This window comes from Streptomyces sp. HSS9-12 (assembly GCF_054963655.1).
Genome location: NZ_JBUEGC010000024.1, coordinates 23,899 through 40,992 on the forward strand (window position 1 = coordinate 23,899; position 17,094 = coordinate 40,992).

A 17,094-nucleotide genomic window follows, 5' to 3' on the forward strand; every position below is an offset into this window, starting at 1 on the left:
GGGCGCACCCATGGGCAACGACACCTCGACCCGTCCAACGAGAATCATGTATATGGCGGAGGCCACCGCGCACGGGGGCCGTGAGGGCTATGTGACCAGCCAGGACGGGCGGCTCGAGGTCAAGGTCGCGCTGCCGCGCGAGCTGGGCGGCGACGGTTCCGGCACCAACCCCGAGCAGCTCTTCGCCGCCGGGTACAGCGCCTGCTTCCACAACGCGCTGGTGCTCGTCGGCGAGCGCGCCGGCTACGACCTCGGCGGGTCATCGGTCACCGCCAAGGTCGGCATCGGCCCCAACACGACCGGTGGCTACGGCCTGGCCGTCGCCCTCAACGTCTCCCTGCCGCTGCTGGACCAGGAGTTGGCCGCCCGGCTCGTCCGGGAGGCCCACCACGTCTGCCCGTACTCCAACGCCACCCGCGGCAACATCGAGGTCGCGATCACCATGTACTGATACGTCCCGAGCCGTGCGGGGGGTGGCCCCGCCCGGCCGGTCCCGAGTGCCCCGTTGCACCATGGAGGGTGCATTCAGCACCCAGCGAAACGAAACGGGAGTACGGGCCGGTGATGGACGTCCAGGGCGTGGTGGCGGACGGCTTCGAGCAGGTTCGGGACGCCTTCGTCCGTAATTTCCAGGAGCGCGGGGAGCGAGGTGCGGCCGTCGCCGTGTACGCCGAGGGCCGTCCCGTGGTCGACCTGTGGGCCGGGGCAGCGGACGCCGACGGAGCCGGGGACGGCGCGCGGTGGGGCGAGAACACCGCGCAGGTCGTACGGTCCGCCACCAAAGGCGTCGCCGCCGCCGTACCGCTGCTGCTGCACCAGCGCGGTCAGTTGGACCTGGACGCGCCCGTCGGTACGTACTGGCCCGAGTTCAAGTCGGCCGGCAAGGAGCGGGTGCTCGTCCGGCACCTGCTCGGGCACCGCGCCGGGGTGCCGGTGCTCGACACCCCGCTCACGCCCGCAGAGGCCGCTGACGGTGTTTCCGGCCCCCGCGCCGTGGCGGAGCAGGCGCCCGCATGGGAGCCCGGCACCGCGCACGGCTACCACGCCCAGACCTACAGCTGGCTCCTTGGCGAGCTCGTCCAGCGGGTCACCGGGCGGTCCATCGGCCGCTGGGTCGCCGAGGAGATCGCCGGGCCGCTGGGACTCGACCTGTGGATCGGCCTGCCGGCGGCGGAACAGCCCCGCGTCGGCCGTATCGGATACGTCGAAGCCCCGCCCGCGCCCGCCACACACGGCCTGCGCGTACGGCCCAAGCGCTCGGTCTCCGACGCCTACGGCGACCCTGAGTCCCTCACCCGGCGCGCCTTCGGGGCGATCCACCCCCTCCCGGATGAGAACGACCCCGGCTACCGCGCCGCCGAACTCCCCGCCTCGAACGGCATTGCCACCGCCCGCTCCCTGGCCCGCTTCTACGCGGCACTCATCGGCGACGTGCCGCACGGCCGACGGCTGTTCGCGCCCGCGACGCTCACCCTGGCCCGTACGGAGGAGTCCGCGGGCCCGGACAAGGTCCTCGTCGTGGACACCCGCTTCGGGCTCGGCTACATGCTCCACGGGGCCGCAGCGCCGATGCTCTCGCCCGGCTCCTTCGGCCACCCCGGCCGCGGTGGCTCGCTCGCCTTCGGCAACCCCGAGGCGGGCATCGCCTTCGGCTACGTCACCAACGGCATGCAGAAGAACGTCACCGCGGACCCCCGTGCCCAAGCCCTGGTCCGCGCCCTGCGCCGGTGCCTGAGCGGGCAGCAGCCAGCATCCTGACGTGCACCTGCACCAGGGCAGGACACACAATGCCCCCGGCCAACGGAGTGACCGGGGGCCATGTGCCGCACGATGCAGTGGATTCAGAGCTCCGCTGCCTCCCCGCTGTCGGCGTTCGGGTTCGGGGCCGGCACCGGCGTCGGCCCCGACCGCATCACCCGGTTCAGCGGATGGCGAGGGACCGGGCAGCGACTCACTTGAAGGTCACCTTGAGGATTCTGTCCTTGCCGGGGCCGTGGTCGCTGGTGCCCAGCCACAATTCGTTGGTGCCGGGGACCTTGGCGATCGCCCGCATCCGGCCGTAACCAACGTCGTAGCTGGTCGCCGAACCGACGCTCTCACTGGCACCATTGATCGGCACCCGATACAGCTTCCCGTGCAGCATGGACACGTAGATCACACCGTCTGCGATCGCGATCTGGCTGGGCACGCCCGCTGCCGGGTTCCAGAACCCCTTCGGGTTCGTCATGCCGGCGGCTTTGCAGAGTCCCTCACAGGTGGGCCAGCCGTAGTTCGCGCCGGGTTTGATCAGGTTGAGTTCGTCGAACTTGTTTTCACCGATCTCTGCTTCCCACAGCCGTCCATAACGGTCCCAGGCCAGGCCCTGGGGATTGCGGTGGCCGTAGCTGTAGACCCGGGTGCCGAACGGGTTACCGGGAGCCGGTGCGCCGGCTCTGGTGACCCGCAGGATCTTTCCGTTGAGCGAGTTCTTGTCCTGGGCGAGCGCCTTCTGAAAAGCATCGCCGGTGCTGATGTAGAGGTAGCCATCGGGACCGAAGGCAACCGCTCCGCCGTTGTGCTGGCTGTCCTTTTTGATGCCGGTGAGGATGGGGGTGTAGCCGCTGAGGGAGGCGCCGTCGAAGCGCATCTTCACGACTCGGTTGTCTGTGGACGTGGTCTGCATGAAGAACACGTCCTTGTCCGTGGTGCCGTTCCAGCTCGGGGAGACAGCGACACCCAGCAGCCCGCCCTTGTCCTGGGTTTCGCGGTGATACACCGTACTGGGGACCGTACCGACCTGCTTCTTGGATCCGTCGCGCGCGACCTGCCAGACCTTGGCGGTGTTGCGTTCGGTCACCAGTGCCGACTTCCCGTTCGGCAGGAAGGAAATGCCCCACGGCGTGGTCAGGCTTGTGGCGAGCGTCGCGACGCCGGAGGGCGCGCGGCCTCGTTCGCTCACGCCGAGATGTGTGCTCGTTGAACGGGAAGTGGTGCCGGGCGCTGCAGCCACTGATGGCGACTGGAGGAGGCCGACGGACAAGAGGGCACCGATGGTGGCGAGTGAGGCGACACCTCGATGAGCGGGATGGAGCGCCGAACGTGCCGAGCGTGACATTCCAACACTGTCCTTTCCTGACTGGGGAGGCTGAGTGCTGCTCAGCGATGCTGGGAAAAAATCCTGAGGTCGTGCACGAAGAGAAACAGCGATGCAGCATGCGTCGCTTCTGCCGAGAAGTCTCGACTAGGTATGGGAACCCGACCAGTCGGGTTCGACCATTTTGCTGAACGAGCCGCTCTTGCCGTTGGCGAGGGCCTATCGCGGTCTATATATGACACAGAAAAGGACCCGCCGGTCGATCCTGCGGGTCCTTTTGGGAATTGTCGGTCAACGTCTCAGCTATTTCGTGGGCCTGGGTATGAAATGGTTGATGCCCGGGGCGGGTTGTGATTGGTTTTCCGGCCGATTGGAGGATGGGTGGCCGGCCTCCGGGAACATGGTGCGTCGACGATGGGGAGTCAACCGGCGCGCAGCATCAGGCCGATGCCCAGCACCATCAGGCACGCCGCCGCGATGCGCGGCACTCCGAACCGCTCCTTGAAGAACAGTGCGCCGATCACCGCGCCGACGATAATGCTGGACTCGCGCAGGGCCGCGATCGGAGCGAGCGGGGCGCGGGTCTGGGCCCACAGCACCAGGCCGTAGGCGAAGATCGCCAGCAGCCCGCCGCTCACGCCCTGGGCCGCGAACGGCCGCAGCTGGGCGACCAGTTCGCCACGCCGTGTCGTCAGCGCGAAGACGGGGATCACGAGCCCCTGGAGGATCATCAGCCAGGCGATGTAGCCGAGCGGGGTGCCAGACGCCCGTACGCCCAAGCCGTCCACCACCGTGTACGCGGCGATGGACAGCCCGGTGGCGAGGGCCGCCAGGATCGCCGGCCAGTGCGGGCGGCTGCCGTGCCCGCCCCCGCGGATGCCCCACAGCGCCACGCCGACCAGGCCGGTCGAGGCGACCGCGACCCCGGCCGCCGCCCAGCCGTCCGGCACCTCGCCGGCGAAGGCCGCGGCCAGCACGGTCACCACCAGCGGCGCCGTACCCCGCGCTATCGGGTACATCTGGCCGAAGTCGCCCAGCCGGAACGAGCGCATCAGCAGGGTCATATAGCCGAGGTGCAGCGCGGCGGAGGCGAGGAGGTACGGCCAGGCGGCCGCTGCCGGCAGCGGAGCGAAGAGGGCCAGCGCCGCCCCGCCCAGTATCCCGCCGACGTTCACCAGGGTGAAGGCGAGCAGCTGGTCCTTGATGTGGTGGGCCACCGCGTTCCAGCCGGCGTGGATGACCGCCGCGAGCAGCACCGCCGCGGCGACGAGCGGGCTCACGCGGTCTCTTCGCGTACGTCCACCAGCTCGCCCCCGGCGTACTCGATCAGGGACGTGGAGTCGAGCGGGAACACGGTGTGCGGGGTGCCGGCCGCCGCCCACACCACCTCGTGGTCGAGCAGCCCGCGGTCGGCGAGCACCCGGGTGCGGATGCGGTGGCCGAACGGCGGTACGCCGCCGATCGCGTAGCCCGTGGTCTCCCGCACCAGGCCCGCGTCCGCCCGCCCAACCGTGGAGGCGCCGAGTTCGGCCCGTACGCGGTCCACGTCCACCCTCGACGAACCGTCCACGAGCACCACGACCGGCTGCCCGTCCGCCTCGAACACCAGCGACTTGACGATCTGGTTCAGCGCGCAGCCGATGGCGGCCGCGGCTTGGGCGGCGGTGCGCGCGGCGTCCGGGAAGCGGCGTACCTCGACGTCGAGACCCAGCTCGCGCAGGGCCTCGGCGAATCGGGGATGTGCAGTGTCGGGTGTGCTCGGTGTGCTCATGCCCCGACGCTAGCGTTTGGTGTATCGGCCACGCGACTGTGATTCAGGTCCCGAAGCCCCCGGTCCAGTGGGGCGGCTCAGCCGGCCGCGCGCAGGATCTGCGCGACGACCGGGCCAGCCGAATCCCCGCCGTGGCCGCCCTCCGGCACCACCGCGGCCACGGCCAGGTCATCGCGGTACGCGGTGAACCAGCCGTTGGGCTTCTTCTGCCCGTCGACCTCTGCCGATCCCGTCTTGGCGCCGAAGTCCCCGCCCATTCCGGCCATCGCCTCGGCGGCCGTGCCCTGGGTCGCGGTGAGTCGCATCAGCGCGCGCAACTGCTGTGCGGTGCCCGGCGACAGTGAGCGGGCCGCCTTGGCCAGCTGCCGGTCGTCGACCGACGGAGAGACGATGAACGGCTGGTGGAAGGAGCCGGTACGGACGGTGGCCGCGACCGCCGCCATGTCGAGCGGGTTCATCCGGACTCCGCCCTGGCCGATCAGCGAGGCGGCCTTGGATGCGGCGCTCTGCACCGGCACCCCTCCGTCGAACGACCGCACGCCCGTCTGCCAGTTGAGCCCGAGGCCGAAGACCTCCCGCGCCTCCTTGGTCAGGTCGCCGTCGCCCAGCTTCTCGGCCTGGGAGATGAACGCGGTGTTGCAGGAGCGGGCGAAGGCCTGGGCGAAAGTGGCGTTCTTCATCTCGAACTTGTCGTCGTTCTGGAACTTCCAGCCGCCGTACGTCACGTACTTGGGGCAGGGGTGCGGCTTGTCGTAGGACGCCAGACCCTTGTCGATCAGCAGCGCGGACGTGACGATCTTCATCGTCGATCCGGGGGCCATCGACCCCTGGAGCGCGAGGTTGTAGCCCTTGGCAGGGGAGTTGGCGACCGCGAGGATCTCTCCGGTGCTGGCCTTGAGGGCCACCACTCCGGCCTTGTCGTTCTTGCTCACCGCCTGCTCGGCGAGGCGCTGCACCTTCGCGTCGAGGGTCGTACGGAGCGTGCCGGGGGTGCCCTTTGAGAGCACCTTCAGGGTCTCGTCCGGGCGCTTGGTGTCGCTCTTCTGAGAGGAGTCCGCATTCTGGCCCGCACGGTTGATCCACAGTTCGACGCCCGCCGTGCCGCCGGCCTTGTCGCCGTACCGCTCCCGCAGGCTCGCCAGCACGCCGTGCAGCGCCGGGTGCGCCTCCTCCGTGAGCGGCGCGCCGTTGCGGTCCACCGCCTTGATGGGCGGCGCCTCGGCCTCACCGGTCTTCAGAGAGTCGCCGGCGCGGAGGCTTGGGTGGATGACCGTCGGCTGCCAGCCGACCTGCGGCAGCCCGGTCTTCTTGTTGCGCACGACGGTCAGCTCGGATTCATACGTCCAGGTGGCCTGCTGCCCCTTGTAGGAGATCTCCGCGTTGACGTTGAACGGCACGGTGCTGCCGCTCGGGGTGCCGGGGGTGAGCGTCACCTTCTCGATGTGCGCGTCGTCCTGATAGCCGGTCAGCGCGGCTGCCGCGGTCTGCTTGTCGTCCGTGAAGGACGCGGCGCGCTTCGCCGCGCCGGAAGCCCAGGCGGTGAGGAAGTTCCGCGCTGTGACCTTGACCTCGGCCGCGCTGGGCGGGCCGGTCTTCACCGGGGCCGGTCCGTGGTCGTCGGAGGATGCGGCGCTGGTCGAGTCGCCGACCAGGCTGTACGCGCCGTATCCCGCGGCTCCCGCCAGGGCGGCGAACACCCCGCCGATGACAGCGACCTTCGCGCCAGTGCGCATTGGAGAAACCCCCACAGTCTCTCTCGAAGAACTCTCAATCGCCCGATCAGAGCGTTGCGCGGCGCACTCTACGGCATCAGATCCAGGTGTCCAGCCACATGCGGTTCCGCCACGCCCCCATGGGCAGCGGCTGCCCGGTGTAGATCGGAAAGAAATAGATGAAGTTCCAGACGATCAGCAGGACGAGCACTCCCGCTCCGACCGCCCCCAGCACCCGCCGCCGCTCCGAGGATCCCGGTGGACCCAGAATCGCGCCGATCATCATCGCCACCGCCAGGCACAGGAACGGGGCGAACACCACCGCGTAGAACAGGAAGATCGTCCGCTCCTGGTACAGGAACCACGGCAGCCAGCCGCCCGCGATCCCGCACAGGATCGCGCCCGCCCGCCAGTCCCGCCGCAGCGCCCAGCGATAGAGCAGGTAGAGCACCGCGAAACACGCCGCCCACCACAGCAGCGGGGTGCCGAGCGCCAGCACCTCCCGCGCGCACTTGTCCACCGCGTCCGTCGGGCAGCCGGCCTGGCCGGCCCGCGGCGACTCGTAGAAGTACGAGACCGGGCGGCCCGCGACGATCCAGCTCCACGGGTTGGACTGGTACGTGTGCGGCGAGGTCAGGGTGACGTGGAAGTTGTAGACCTGGGACTGGTAGTGCCACAGACTGCGCAGCGCGTCGGGCAGCCAGGTCCATGCGCCGCCCCGGCCCTCGCCCTGGGCCCAGTCGCGGTAATAGCCGCCGGTGGTGACGAACCAGCCCGTCCAGGACGCGATGTACGTCAGCACCGCCACCGGCACCAGGGACAGGAACGCGGGCAGCGCGTCACGGCGCACCATGGAACGGCGGGGGCGCGTGGCGCCCGCCGTGCGCCGGACTCCCACATCCCACAGCACGGTGAGGATGCCGAAGGCCGCCAGGACGTACAGGCCGTTCCACTTCGTAGCGCAGGCCAGGCCCAGACACAGCCCCGCCGCGATCCGCCACGGCCGCGGGCCGAGCTTCAGCCGGTCGCCCACCGCCGCGTCGGGCCGAAGATCGCCGGCGGTGTCCACAGGCAGTGCCGCCGCGAACCGGGCCCTGGTCCGGTCCCTGTCGATGAGCAGGCACCCGAAGGCCGCCACGATCCAGAACATCACCACCAGGTCGAGCAGCGCTGTGCGGCTCATCACAAAGTGCAGCCCATCGACGGCGAGCAGCGCGCCGGCGAGACAGCCCAGCGCCGTGGAGCGCAACAGCCGCCGGCCGATGCGGCACACCATCAGCACGGAGATCGTGCCGAGCAGCGCCACCATGAAGCGCCAGCCGAACGGGTTCAGCCCGAAGAGCCACTCGCCGATCGCGATCGTCCACTTGCCGACGGGCGGATGGACGACATAGCTGGCCTCGGGGCTGAGGGGAATCCGCTGCGGCTGGGCGAGGATCAGGTCGTTGGCCTTCTCCGGCCACTTGCCCTCGTAGCCGTACTGGAGCAGCGACCAGGCGTCCTTGGCGTAGTACGTCTCGTCGAATATCACGGCGTTCGGGCTGTGCAGATGCCAGAAGCGCAGCAGTCCGGCGACCAGCGCGACCAGGAGGGGACCGCCCCAGCCGGACCAGCGGGTCAGCCGCTGCGCGGTCTGCGGGCTCAGGCCGAGCGCCGCCCACACCCGGCCGCCGGGCTGGGGTCCCCCATGGCGAAGCCCAGGGGAGTACGGGGGCACCAGCCGGTCCCGGAGAGGTACGCGGGGCCGGTCCACATGCCCGAACCGGCGCAGCCGCAGCTGCCAGGCGGTCGGCTCCGGGTGCTCCTGGGCCGCCGCCGCGGGCTGCTCGGCCGGCTGCTGCTCGCGCCGGGCTCCTGTAGCGGTGTCACTGCTCACCCGCGCCATCGTAGGGAACGCGGGTGTGCGATTGGCGGCCACCGTCCGTACGTCCCGCACTCCGTGTGGGTTTCTCTTCGGGGCAGCCGCCCCTCTGGGGTGCGCTGACCAGGAGACACTGCCGCCGGTGGCGGGCGTCTGCCCTCGGCTGTACGCCCTGTGCTCCGGCTCTCCCGTGCGGCGGGACACCGGCGCCGCGCCGGCTGCGAGGATGGCCGTGTGACTGGAACGCTCGTACTCGCAGGGACCCCCATCGGCGACACCGCGGACGCCCCGCCCCGACTGGCTGCCGAGCTCGCCGCCGCCGATGTCGTCGCGGCCGAGGACACCCGGCGGCTGCGCCGCCTGGCCCAGGCCCTCGGTGTGCAGCCGGCCGGCCGCGTGGTGTCGTACTTCGAGGGCAACGAGTCCGCCCGCACCCCCGAGCTGGTCGAGGCGCTCGCCGGCGGCGCGCGTGTGCTCCTCGTCACCGACGCCGGCATGCCGTCGGTGTCCGACCCCGGCTACCGGCTGGTCGCCGCAGCCGTCGAGCAGGGCATCAAGGTCACCGCCGTCCCCGGCCCCTCCGCCGTACTCACCGCCCTCGCGCTCTCCGGGCTGCCGGTCGACCGGTTCTGTTTCGAGGGCTTCCTGCCGCGCAAGGCCGGCGAGCGCCTGGGCCGCCTGCGGGAGGTGGCCGACGAGCGCCGCACCCTCGTCTACTTCGAGGCCCCGCACCGCCTCGACGACACCCTCGCCGCCATGGCCGAGGTCTTCGGCGCCGAACGCCGGGCCGCGGTGTGCCGGGAGCTCACCAAGACCTACGAGGAGGTCCGGCGCGGCCCGCTGAAGGAGCTGGCGCAGTGGGCGGCCGAAGGCGTCCGGGGTGAGATCACCATCGTCGTCGAGGGCGCCCCCGCCAAGGGCCCGCAACAGCTCGACCCCGCCGAGCTCGCCCGCCGGGTCGCCGTCCGCGAGGAGGCGGGGGAGCGGCGCAAGGAGGCCATCTCGGCGGTCGCGGCCGAGGCCGGGCTACCCAAGCGCGAAGTCTTCGATGCGGTGGTGGCGGCAAAGAATGCGGCCGGACAGGGCTCATCGGAAGGTAAAGGTCTATCGTGAAAGGCAAAGCGTTGGGCCGCGCAGCGGGTTCTTTCACCATCCCACTGCCAAATCTGGACCAATAGCCGGCAGCCCTGCTGCGCTCCCGTCGGGAAAGTCGTCCACTGGATGAGGGACGGACCATCCCGGAATTACTCGTCCAGCGGACAAGAGGAGCTGGCATGAGCGAGATCGCAGGCACTTCCCCCGGTGTCCCCCCGATGCCCACCGGCCGCAGCATTCCCGAGCCTCCCAAGCACGAGGCGTACTCCTTCGCCTGTATGCGATGCGGCCACGCCTGGGAGCAGGAATACGAGATACGGCACCACGTGGACGCCCAGGGACGTGACGTCGTCACCTACTACGCGAACGGCCGGCGGGTTCCCTCCCCGCTGACCCGCCCGACCTGCCAGAACTGCGGAGGCCACGTGGTCCGGATCATGAAGTCCGGCCAGATACCGCCGCTCGCGGCAGGTCTCGCGCAGCAGGGGATAGCGGGGCCGCTGCTGTCGGCGGCCACTCCGATCGAGCCGTCCGCGGAGGTCCCGGTCGAGTTTCCCGCCGAGGACAGGACTGCCAGGCGCGAGCCGGGCACCAAGGAGCGGAAGACCGACAAGAACGCCAACCACCGGACCCTGGCCGACCTGCTGCGCGTCTTCCACCGCAGGTGACGGCCGGCAGGCAGCGGACGGCCGGCAGGCAGCGGGCGTACGGCAGGCAGCGGGCGTACGGACCCGGCCGCACCGGCGCATAGGATCGCCGCTATGGCGGCAACAGCATCGAGCAACCGGAGCAACCGGAACCACAAGGACGCGCCCCCGCCGCTCCCCGAGCCGCTGCGGGTGCCCGTCGCGGACTCCCACACCCACCTCGACATGCAGTCGGGACCGGTCGAGGACGCCCTCGCCAAGGCGGCCTCCGTGGGAGTCACGACCGTGATCCAGGTCGGCTGCGACATCAAGGGCTCCCGCTGGGCGGCTCAGACGGCCGCCGCCCACGACAGCGTCTGGGCCACGGTCGCCCTGCACCCCAACGAGGCGCCGCGCATCGTCCTCGGCGACCCTGACGGGTGGTCGCGCCAGGGCGCCCGCGAGCCCGGCGGGAACGCCGCTCTGGACGACGCCCTGGCCGAGATCGACAGGCTGGCCGCCCTGCCGCAGGTCCGCGGCGTCGGCGAGACCGGGCTCGACTACTTCCGCACCGGCCCGGACGGCATCGCCGCCCAGGAGCGCTCCTTCCGCCGCCACATCGACATCGCCAAGCGGCACGGCAAGGCCCTGGTCATCCACGACCGCGAGGCCCACGAGGACGTCCTGCGCATCCTGGACGAAGAAGGCGCGCCCGAGTTGGTCGTCCTGCACTGCTACTCCGGCGACGCCGAGATGGCGAAGATCTGCGCCGACAAGGGCTACTTGATGTCCTTCGCCGGCAACGTGACCTTCAAGAACGCCCAGCCGCTGCGCGACGCACTGGCCGTCGCTCCGCTCGACCTGCTGCTGGTCGAGACGGACGCGCCGTACCTCACCCCCGCCCCATACCGCGGACGGCCTAACGCTCCGTATCTCATTCCGGTCACCCTGCGGGCCATGGCCCAGGTGAAGGGCGTGCCCGAGGACACGCTAGCGGCCGCCATCGCCGCCAACACGGCCCGCGCGTTCGGCTATGAGCGGGGCGCGCGGCGGGTTGACGCGCCGTCACAATAAGTCACCGCTCAACTTTGGAGAGTGACTACTGCTCCAGTACAGTCCCGGCCCGATCGCCGGATCAGTGGAGCGTAGTGAGCACTTCCCAGGACACCCGCCGGGCTGCACCCAGCGGCGGCCCCAGGCACGCCCGGGCCACGCAGTGGTACGAGCCGTACGACGCCCGTTTCCACGGCGCGAGCCCGTATGCCGTGAGGGCGTATGGCTCGGATCCGTACGGCGCGCAGCTGTATGAGCCGTACGGCGCCGAGCCGTGCGGGCCGGACCCGTACACCGCGGACCCGTACGGCTCGGATCGGTATGTGCCGGGCCGCTCTGACGCCTTCGACGCCTTCGGACCCTATGGCGGCGGCGCGAGCGCGTTCACCTACGGCTGGGGCTCGTACGACGCCCACGCTCCGTACGACGGCGGCTCGTTCGGCAGCTACGGCTACGGACCCAGCGCCCAGACCGCGGTCCACCAGGCGCCCGCGCCGCCCGCCGCCCCGTACGCGCCGGCGGAGGGCTCGTACGCGCCGGCGGAGGGCTGCCCCCGCGTGCCGCGCCAGGCGCAGCCCCACCCGCCGACCGCGCCCGTGCCGCACCGCGTCGGCGGGCGCAGCGGCGGACGCCGGGCCGCCCGGCGCAGGCGCCGCGCCGCCGAGCGCCCCGAGACGCTGCGCCGGCTCGTCCCACAAGCCTTGGTCGTCGCCTTTCTCGCCGGCGGCAGCACCGCCTTCGTCGCCGACGACAAGTCCGTGACGCTGAGCGTCGACGGCGTTCCGCGCACCCTGCACACCTTCGCCGACGACGTGGCGGAACTGCTGGCCGACGAGCACGTCGAGTACGGCGCACACGACATCGTGGCCCCCTCGCCACGCCAGCCCCTGGCCGCCGGCGACGACATCGTCGTCCGCTACGGCCGTCTGATCACCCTCACCCTCGACGGCGAGCGCCGCCGCGTGTGGACCACCGCCCGCACCGTCGAGGGCGCGCTGCACCAGCTCGGGGTGCGCGCCGAGGGCGCCTATCTGTCCGCCTCGCGCCACTCGCCGATCGCCCGCCGCGGCCTGACCCTCGACGTACGGACCGAACGCACCGTCTCCGTCATGGCCGACGGGCACGAGCGCAGGATCCGGACGAACGCGGCCACCGTACGAGAGGTGGTCGAGCAGGCGGGCATCGTGCTGCGCGGCGAGGACACCACCTCAGTGCCGCTGGACAGCTTCCCGCGCGACAGCCAGACGATCTCCGTCCTGCGGATCACCGGCACCCGGGAGGTGCGCGAGGAACTGATCGACTACCCCACGATCAAGCGCAGCGACCCGACGCTCTTCCAGGGCACCGAAGTCGTCGTCCAGCAGGGCCGGCACGGTCTGAAGCGGGTCACATACGCGATGCGCACCGTCGACGGCGTCCGGCAGAAGCCGAGGAGGCTGCGCTCGGAAGTGGTCAAGCGGCCGGTGCAGCAGGTGGTTCGGGTCGGCACCCAACCGCTGCCGTCCTCCGTCGCCGGCGCGGAGGGGCTGAACTGGGGCGCGCTGGCGCAGTGCGAGTCGGGCGGGCGGCCGGACGCGGTGGACCCCTCCGGGTCGTACGGCGGGCTGTACCAGTTCGACTCCCACACCTGGCACAACCTGGGCGGCCGGGGGCGGCCGGAGGAGGCCTCGGCCGCGGAGCAGACCTACCGGGCCAAGAAGCTGTACGTGCAAAGGGGGGCGAGTCCCTGGCCGGTGTGCGGCCGTAAGCTTCACCAGTGAGCATGAGCAGCACCAGCAGCGCCCACGGCGCCCCGGACGAGCACGGACCCCTCTTGGGGCCCGCTGACATCCGCCAACTGGCCGCCGCCCTGGGGGTTCGCCCCACCAAGCAGCGCGGACAGAACTTCGTCATCGACGCGAACACTGTCCGCCGCATCGTGCGAACCGCGGACGTACGGCCCGATGACGTGGTGGTCGAGGTCGGGCCGGGCCTCGGCTCGCTGACGCTGGCGCTGCTGGAGGCCGCCGACCGGGTCGTCGCGGTCGAGATCGACGACCTGCTGGCCAGTGCTCTGCCGACGACCGTGGCGGCGCGCATGCCGGCGCGCGCGGACCGTTTCGCGCTGGTGCACTCCGACGCGCTGCATGTGACCGAGCTCCCCGGGCCGGCGCCGACCGCGCTGGTCGCCAACCTGCCGTACAACGTGGCCGTGCCCGTCCTGCTGCACATGCTGGACATGTTCCCGACGATCGAGCGGACGCTGGTGATGGTGCAGTCGGAGGTCGCCGACCGGCTCGCCGCCGCCCCCGGCTCGAAGGTCTACGGCGTGCCGTCCGTCAAAGCCGCCTGGTACGCGGAGGTGAAGCGGGCCGGCGCCATCGGACGCAACGTCTTCTGGCCCGCGCCGAACGTCGACTCGGGGCTGGTCTCGCTGGTGCGGCGCGCGGAGCCGCTGAACACCACCGCCTCGAAGAAGGAGGTGTTCGAGGTCGTCGACGCCGCGTTCGCACAGCGGCGCAAGACCCTGCGGGCCGCTCTGCGGGGGTGGGCCGGGTCGCCGGCGGCGGCCGAGGCGGCGCTGGTCGCGGCGGGGGTCTCGCCGCAGGCGCGCGGCGAGTCGCTGACGGTGGAGGAGTTCGCCCGCATCGCCGAAAACCGGGGCGCTCTCGCGGGGGTCTCCGGCTGATCGGTGCGCCGGAGCGTGCCACCGTGCCCGGGCCATGACGGGGTCGGCCACGTGGCTCGGACCGGTGGGGATCGCAGGGGAGAATGGAGCCGCCCAGCCGTATGGCGATCCGCCGTACGGCGACCCGTATGAGGACCAGGAGAGCCGCAACCGTGACCCGATCCGTGACCGCCCGCGTTCCCGCCAAGGTCAACGTGCAGCTCGCGGTCGGCGGGCTGCGCCCCGACGGCTTCCACGACCTGGCGAACGTCTTCCTCGCCGTCGGGCTGTACGACAAGGTCACCGCCACCCCGGCCGACTCCCTGCGGATCACGGTCTCCGGCGGGGACGCCGACCAGGTGCCGGCGGACCGTACGAACCTCGCCGCCCGCGCCGCCGAACTCCTCGCCGGCCGCCACGGCATCGAGCCGAACGTCCACCTGCACATCGGCAAGGACATCCCCGTCGCCGGGGGCATGGCGGGCGGCAGCGCGGACGGCGCCGGAGCGCTCGTCGCCTGCGACGCGCTGTGGGGGACCGGCGCCTCCCGCGCCGAACTCCTCGAGATCTGCGCCGAGCTGGGCAGCGATGTGCCGTTCAGCCTCGTCGGCGGCGCGGCACTGGGCCGCGGGCGCGGCGAGCGGCTGACCCCGCTCCCCGTCGGCGGGACCTTCCACTGGGTCTTCGCGGTGGCCGACGGCGGGCTGTCCACCCCGGCTGTGTACCGCGAGTGCGACCGGCTGCGGGACGAAGCGGGAACGGGCGCGACGGTGGACCACGTACCGGACCCGGAGCCGTCCCCGGCGCTGCTGGACGCCCTCGGCGACGGCGACGTGCCCGCCCTCGCCGCGGCCCTGATGGCGGGAGGCTCGAGCAACGACCTCCAGGCGGCCGCGCTCTCGCTGCGGCCCGCCCTCGCCGACACCCTGGCGGCCGGCGCCAAGGCCGGGGCCCTGGCCTCGATCGTCTCCGGCTCCGGCCCGACGTGCGCCTTCCTGGCGCGGGACGCCACTGCCGCCCAGGCGCTGGCCGGCGAACTGACCGCCTCGGGCACCTGCCGCACGGCCCGGGTCGCGCAGAGCCCGGCAGCCGGCGCGACGGTGCTGTAAAGCATCAGCGGCGAGCGGCGCCCAGGAAGCCGCGACACTGATCCGTGGCGCAGCCCCGCCCGCCGCAGCCCCGCCCGCCGCAGCGCGCGGTCTGGCGGCTGCCGCCGCGGCGTACCCTGGATGGCCGGCCGCCCACCAGTGCCCCCAGCGGTCCCAGTCGTGGAAGATCAGGAGCGGAATGGCCATCAACCTCGTCAATCTGGAAGCCGTCAGCAAGGTGTACGGCACGCGTACGCTGCTCGACGGCATCTCCCTCGGCGTCAGCGAGGGCGACCGGATCGGCGTCGTCGGTCGCAACGGTGACGGCAAGACCACCCTCATCCGCATCCTCGCCAGGCTCGAATCCGCCGACGAGGGCCGGGTCACCCACTCCGGCGGGCTGCGGCTCGGCGTGCTCACCCAGCACGACTCGCTCGACCCCGCCGCCACCGTCCGGCACGAGGTCGTCGGCGACCTGGCCGACCACGAGTGGGCGGGCAACGCCAAGATCCGCGATGTCCTCACCGGACTCTTCGGCGGCCTCGACCTGCCCGGCTTCCCCAAGGGCCTGGACACGGTCATCGGTCCGCTCTCCGGCGGTGAGCGCCGCCGTATCGCGCTCGCCAAGCTGCTGATCGCCGAGCAGGACCTGATCGTCCTGGACGAGCCGACCAACCATCTTGACGTCGAGGGCATCGCCTGGCTCGCCCAGCACCTGCGGGCCCGCCGCTCGGCGCTGGTGGTCGTCACCCACGACCGCTGGTTCCTCGACCAGGTCTGCACCCGCATGTGGGACATCCAGCGCGGCGCTGTGCACGAGTACGAGGGCGGCTACTCCGACTACGTCTTCGCGCGCGCCGAGCGGGAGCGTATCGCGGCCACGGAGGAGGCCAAGCGGCAGAACCTGATGCGCAAGGAGCTGGCGTGGCTGCGGCGCGGCGCCCCGGCCCGTACGAGCAAACCGCGCTTCAGGATCGAGGCGGCGAACGAGCTGATCGCGGACGTGCCGCCGCCGCGTGACAGCGCGGAGCTGATGAAGTTCGCGAGCTCCCGGCTCGGCAAGACGGTCTTCGACCTGGAGAACGTCACCGTCCAGGCGGGCCCCAAGGTGCTGCTCAAGCACCTCACCTGGCAGCTGGGCCCCGGCGACCGCATCGGCCTGGTCGGGGTGAACGGCGCCGGCAAGACCTCGCTGCTGCGGGCGATGGCGGACGCGGCCCGTACCGAGGGCGAGGCGCAGCCCGCCGCCGGCCGGATCGTCGTCGGGAAGACCGTCAAGCTCGCCTATCTCTCACAGGAGGTCGCCGAACTCGACCCCACCTGGCGGGTCCTGGAGGCCGTGGAGCGGGTCCGGCAGCGGGTGGACCTCGGCAAGGGCCGGGAGATGACCGCCTCGCAGCTGTGCGAGAAGCTCGGCTTCACCAAGGAGAAGCAGTGGACGCCGGTTGGCGACTTGTCGGGCGGTGAGCGCCGCCGGCTGCAGATCCTGCGGCTGCTGATGGACGAGCCGAACGTCCTCTTCCTGGACGAGCCGACGAACGACCTCGACATCGAGACCCTCGCCCAGCTCGAGGACCTGCTCGACGGCTGGCCGGGCTCTCTCGTGGTCATCAGCCACGACCGCTACTTCATCGAGCGGGCCACGGACCGGGTCTTCGCGCTGCTCGGCGACGGCGCCCTGCGGATGCTGCCGCGCGGTGTGGACGAGTACCTGGAGCGCCGCCACCGCATGGAGCAGCAGGCAGCGGCGGCCGCCGCCCCGGCGCCCGCCGCGACCGCCAGGCAGAAGCCGTCGGTCGACGCCCGCGCGGCGAAGAAGGAACTCCAGCGGATCGAACGCCGCCTGGACCGCATCGGTGACCAGGAGTCCAAGCTGCACGAGCAGATCGCCGAGAACGCCACGGACTTCGAGCGGGTGGCGAAACTCGACGCGGAACTGCGCGAGTTGGCGGCGGAGCGGGATGAACTGGAGTCGCGCTGGCTGGAGCTGGCGGAGGACGTCTGATCCCGCCGCCACATCAGGAGGTGCCCCACTGGCGGTTCGGGGCGAGTGGTACAAAGAACTCCCGCTTGCTTGCCTGCCGCTCACTGGCGGGCGCCATGCCCGATTTGCTCCACCCTGATGCGGTTTGATGATCCGTCAGGGGTGTGCGGGGGAGAACGGTCGG

General features: G+C 71.4%; 14 protein-coding genes. 9 read left to right on the top strand and 5 right to left on the bottom strand.

Annotation, left to right across the window (positions count from 1 at the left end; translation table 11 throughout):
* The first annotated feature begins 10 nt into the window (after positions 1-10).
* The gene (locus ACY34J_RS15075; protein WP_462727011.1) at positions 11-451 is read left to right on the top strand and encodes an organic hydroperoxide resistance protein; all 441 of its coding nucleotides are present in this window, start codon (positions 11-13) and stop codon (positions 449-451) included.
* A gap of 113 nt (positions 452-564) precedes the next feature.
* On the top strand, positions 565-1,758 hold the full coding sequence (locus ACY34J_RS15080) for a serine hydrolase domain-containing protein (RefSeq protein ID WP_462727039.1): 1,194 nt from the start codon (positions 565-567) through the stop codon (positions 1,756-1,758).
* 193 nt (positions 1,759-1,951) lie between these two features.
* Here ACY34J_RS15080 and ACY34J_RS15085 read toward each other — a convergent pair whose 3' ends face one another.
* From ACY34J_RS15085 to ACY34J_RS15105, 5 genes are all read right to left on the bottom strand, one after another.
* Positions 1,952-2,938: a PQQ-dependent sugar dehydrogenase gene (locus tag ACY34J_RS15085; RefSeq protein WP_462761963.1), complete on the bottom strand. Its 987-nt coding sequence runs from the start codon at positions 2,936-2,938 to the stop codon at positions 1,952-1,954.
* A gap of 557 nt (positions 2,939-3,495) precedes the next feature.
* Entirely contained in the window at positions 3,496-4,353 is an 858-nt protein-coding gene (locus ACY34J_RS15090; protein ID WP_462727009.1) for an EamA family transporter, read from the bottom strand.
* Complete coding sequence (locus ACY34J_RS15095) at positions 4,350-4,844, bottom strand: YbaK/EbsC family protein (RefSeq protein ID WP_462727008.1); 495 nt, start codon at positions 4,842-4,844, stop codon at positions 4,350-4,352. The genes ACY34J_RS15090 and ACY34J_RS15095 overlap by 4 nt, the downstream gene beginning before the upstream one ends.
* A gap of 77 nt (positions 4,845-4,921) precedes the next feature.
* Positions 4,922-6,577 carry a penicillin-binding transpeptidase domain-containing protein gene (locus ACY34J_RS15100; RefSeq protein WP_462727007.1) on the bottom strand — a complete coding sequence of 552 codons (1,656 nt, stop codon included), beginning with the start codon at positions 6,575-6,577 and terminating at the stop codon, positions 4,922-4,924.
* 76 nt (positions 6,578-6,653) lie between these two features.
* The gene (locus ACY34J_RS15105) at positions 6,654-8,441 is read right to left on the bottom strand and encodes a dolichyl-phosphate-mannose--protein mannosyltransferase (protein WP_462727006.1); all 1,788 of its coding nucleotides are present in this window, start codon (positions 8,439-8,441) and stop codon (positions 6,654-6,656) included.
* Between the two features lie 210 nt (positions 8,442-8,651).
* On the opposite strand from ACY34J_RS15105, the gene rsmI reads away from it, so the two are divergent.
* The 7 genes from rsmI to ACY34J_RS15140 all read left to right on the top strand — a co-directional run bounded on the left by rsmI (position 8,652) and on the right by ACY34J_RS15140 (position 16,931).
* Positions 8,652-9,530 carry a 16S rRNA (cytidine(1402)-2'-O)-methyltransferase gene (gene rsmI / locus ACY34J_RS15110; RefSeq protein WP_462727005.1) on the top strand — a complete coding sequence of 293 codons (879 nt, stop codon included), beginning with the start codon at positions 8,652-8,654 and terminating at the stop codon, positions 9,528-9,530.
* A 161-nt stretch (positions 9,531-9,691) separates the two neighbouring features.
* Positions 9,692-10,180 (top strand): hypothetical protein, encoded by a 489-nt coding sequence (locus ACY34J_RS15115; RefSeq protein ID WP_462727004.1) that lies wholly within the window; start codon positions 9,692-9,694, stop codon positions 10,178-10,180.
* Positions 10,181-10,273: 93 nt separating this feature from the next.
* The gene (locus ACY34J_RS15120) at positions 10,274-11,212 is read left to right on the top strand and encodes a TatD family hydrolase (RefSeq protein ID WP_462727003.1); all 939 of its coding nucleotides are present in this window, start codon (positions 10,274-10,276) and stop codon (positions 11,210-11,212) included.
* A gap of 74 nt (positions 11,213-11,286) precedes the next feature.
* Complete coding sequence (locus ACY34J_RS15125; RefSeq protein WP_462727002.1) at positions 11,287-12,951, top strand: ubiquitin-like domain-containing protein; 1,665 nt, start codon at positions 11,287-11,289, stop codon at positions 12,949-12,951.
* Between the two features lie 2 nt (positions 12,952-12,953).
* Positions 12,954-13,859 carry a 16S rRNA (adenine(1518)-N(6)/adenine(1519)-N(6))-dimethyltransferase RsmA gene (rsmA, locus tag ACY34J_RS15130; protein ID WP_462727038.1) on the top strand — a complete coding sequence of 302 codons (906 nt, stop codon included), beginning with the start codon at positions 12,954-12,956 and terminating at the stop codon, positions 13,857-13,859.
* Between the two features lie 128 nt (positions 13,860-13,987).
* On the top strand, positions 13,988-14,947 hold the full coding sequence (locus ACY34J_RS15135) for a 4-(cytidine 5'-diphospho)-2-C-methyl-D-erythritol kinase (protein WP_462727001.1): 960 nt from the start codon (positions 13,988-13,990) through the stop codon (positions 14,945-14,947).
* 178 nt (positions 14,948-15,125) lie between these two features.
* Complete coding sequence (locus ACY34J_RS15140) at positions 15,126-16,931, top strand: ABC-F family ATP-binding cassette domain-containing protein (RefSeq protein ID WP_462727000.1); 1,806 nt, start codon at positions 15,126-15,128, stop codon at positions 16,929-16,931.
* Positions 16,932-17,094: the final 163 nt, after the last annotated feature.

Coding starts and splice junctions, on each gene's coding strand:
- ACY34J_RS15140 (WP_462727000.1), top strand. CDS start 15,126: ATGGCCATCAACCTCGTCAATCTGGAAGCCGTCAGCAAGGTGTACGGC.
- ACY34J_RS15095 (WP_462727008.1), bottom strand. CDS start 4,844: ATGAGCACACCGAGCACACCCGACACTGCACATCCCCGATTCGCCGAG.
- ACY34J_RS15135 (WP_462727001.1), top strand. CDS start 13,988: ATGAGGACCAGGAGAGCCGCAACCGTGACCCGATCCGTGACCGCCCGC.
- ACY34J_RS15080 (WP_462727039.1), top strand. CDS start 565: ATGGACGTCCAGGGCGTGGTGGCGGACGGCTTCGAGCAGGTTCGGGAC.
- ACY34J_RS15100 (WP_462727007.1), bottom strand. CDS start 6,577: ATGCGCACTGGCGCGAAGGTCGCTGTCATCGGCGGGGTGTTCGCCGCC.
- ACY34J_RS15120 (WP_462727003.1), top strand. CDS start 10,274: ATGGCGGCAACAGCATCGAGCAACCGGAGCAACCGGAACCACAAGGAC.
- rsmA (WP_462727038.1), top strand. CDS start 12,954: ATGAGCAGCACCAGCAGCGCCCACGGCGCCCCGGACGAGCACGGACCC.
- ACY34J_RS15115 (WP_462727004.1), top strand. CDS start 9,692: ATGAGCGAGATCGCAGGCACTTCCCCCGGTGTCCCCCCGATGCCCACC.
- ACY34J_RS15075 (WP_462727011.1), top strand. CDS start 11: ATGGGCAACGACACCTCGACCCGTCCAACGAGAATCATGTATATGGCG.
- ACY34J_RS15105 (WP_462727006.1), bottom strand. CDS start 8,441: ATGGCGCGGGTGAGCAGTGACACCGCTACAGGAGCCCGGCGCGAGCAG.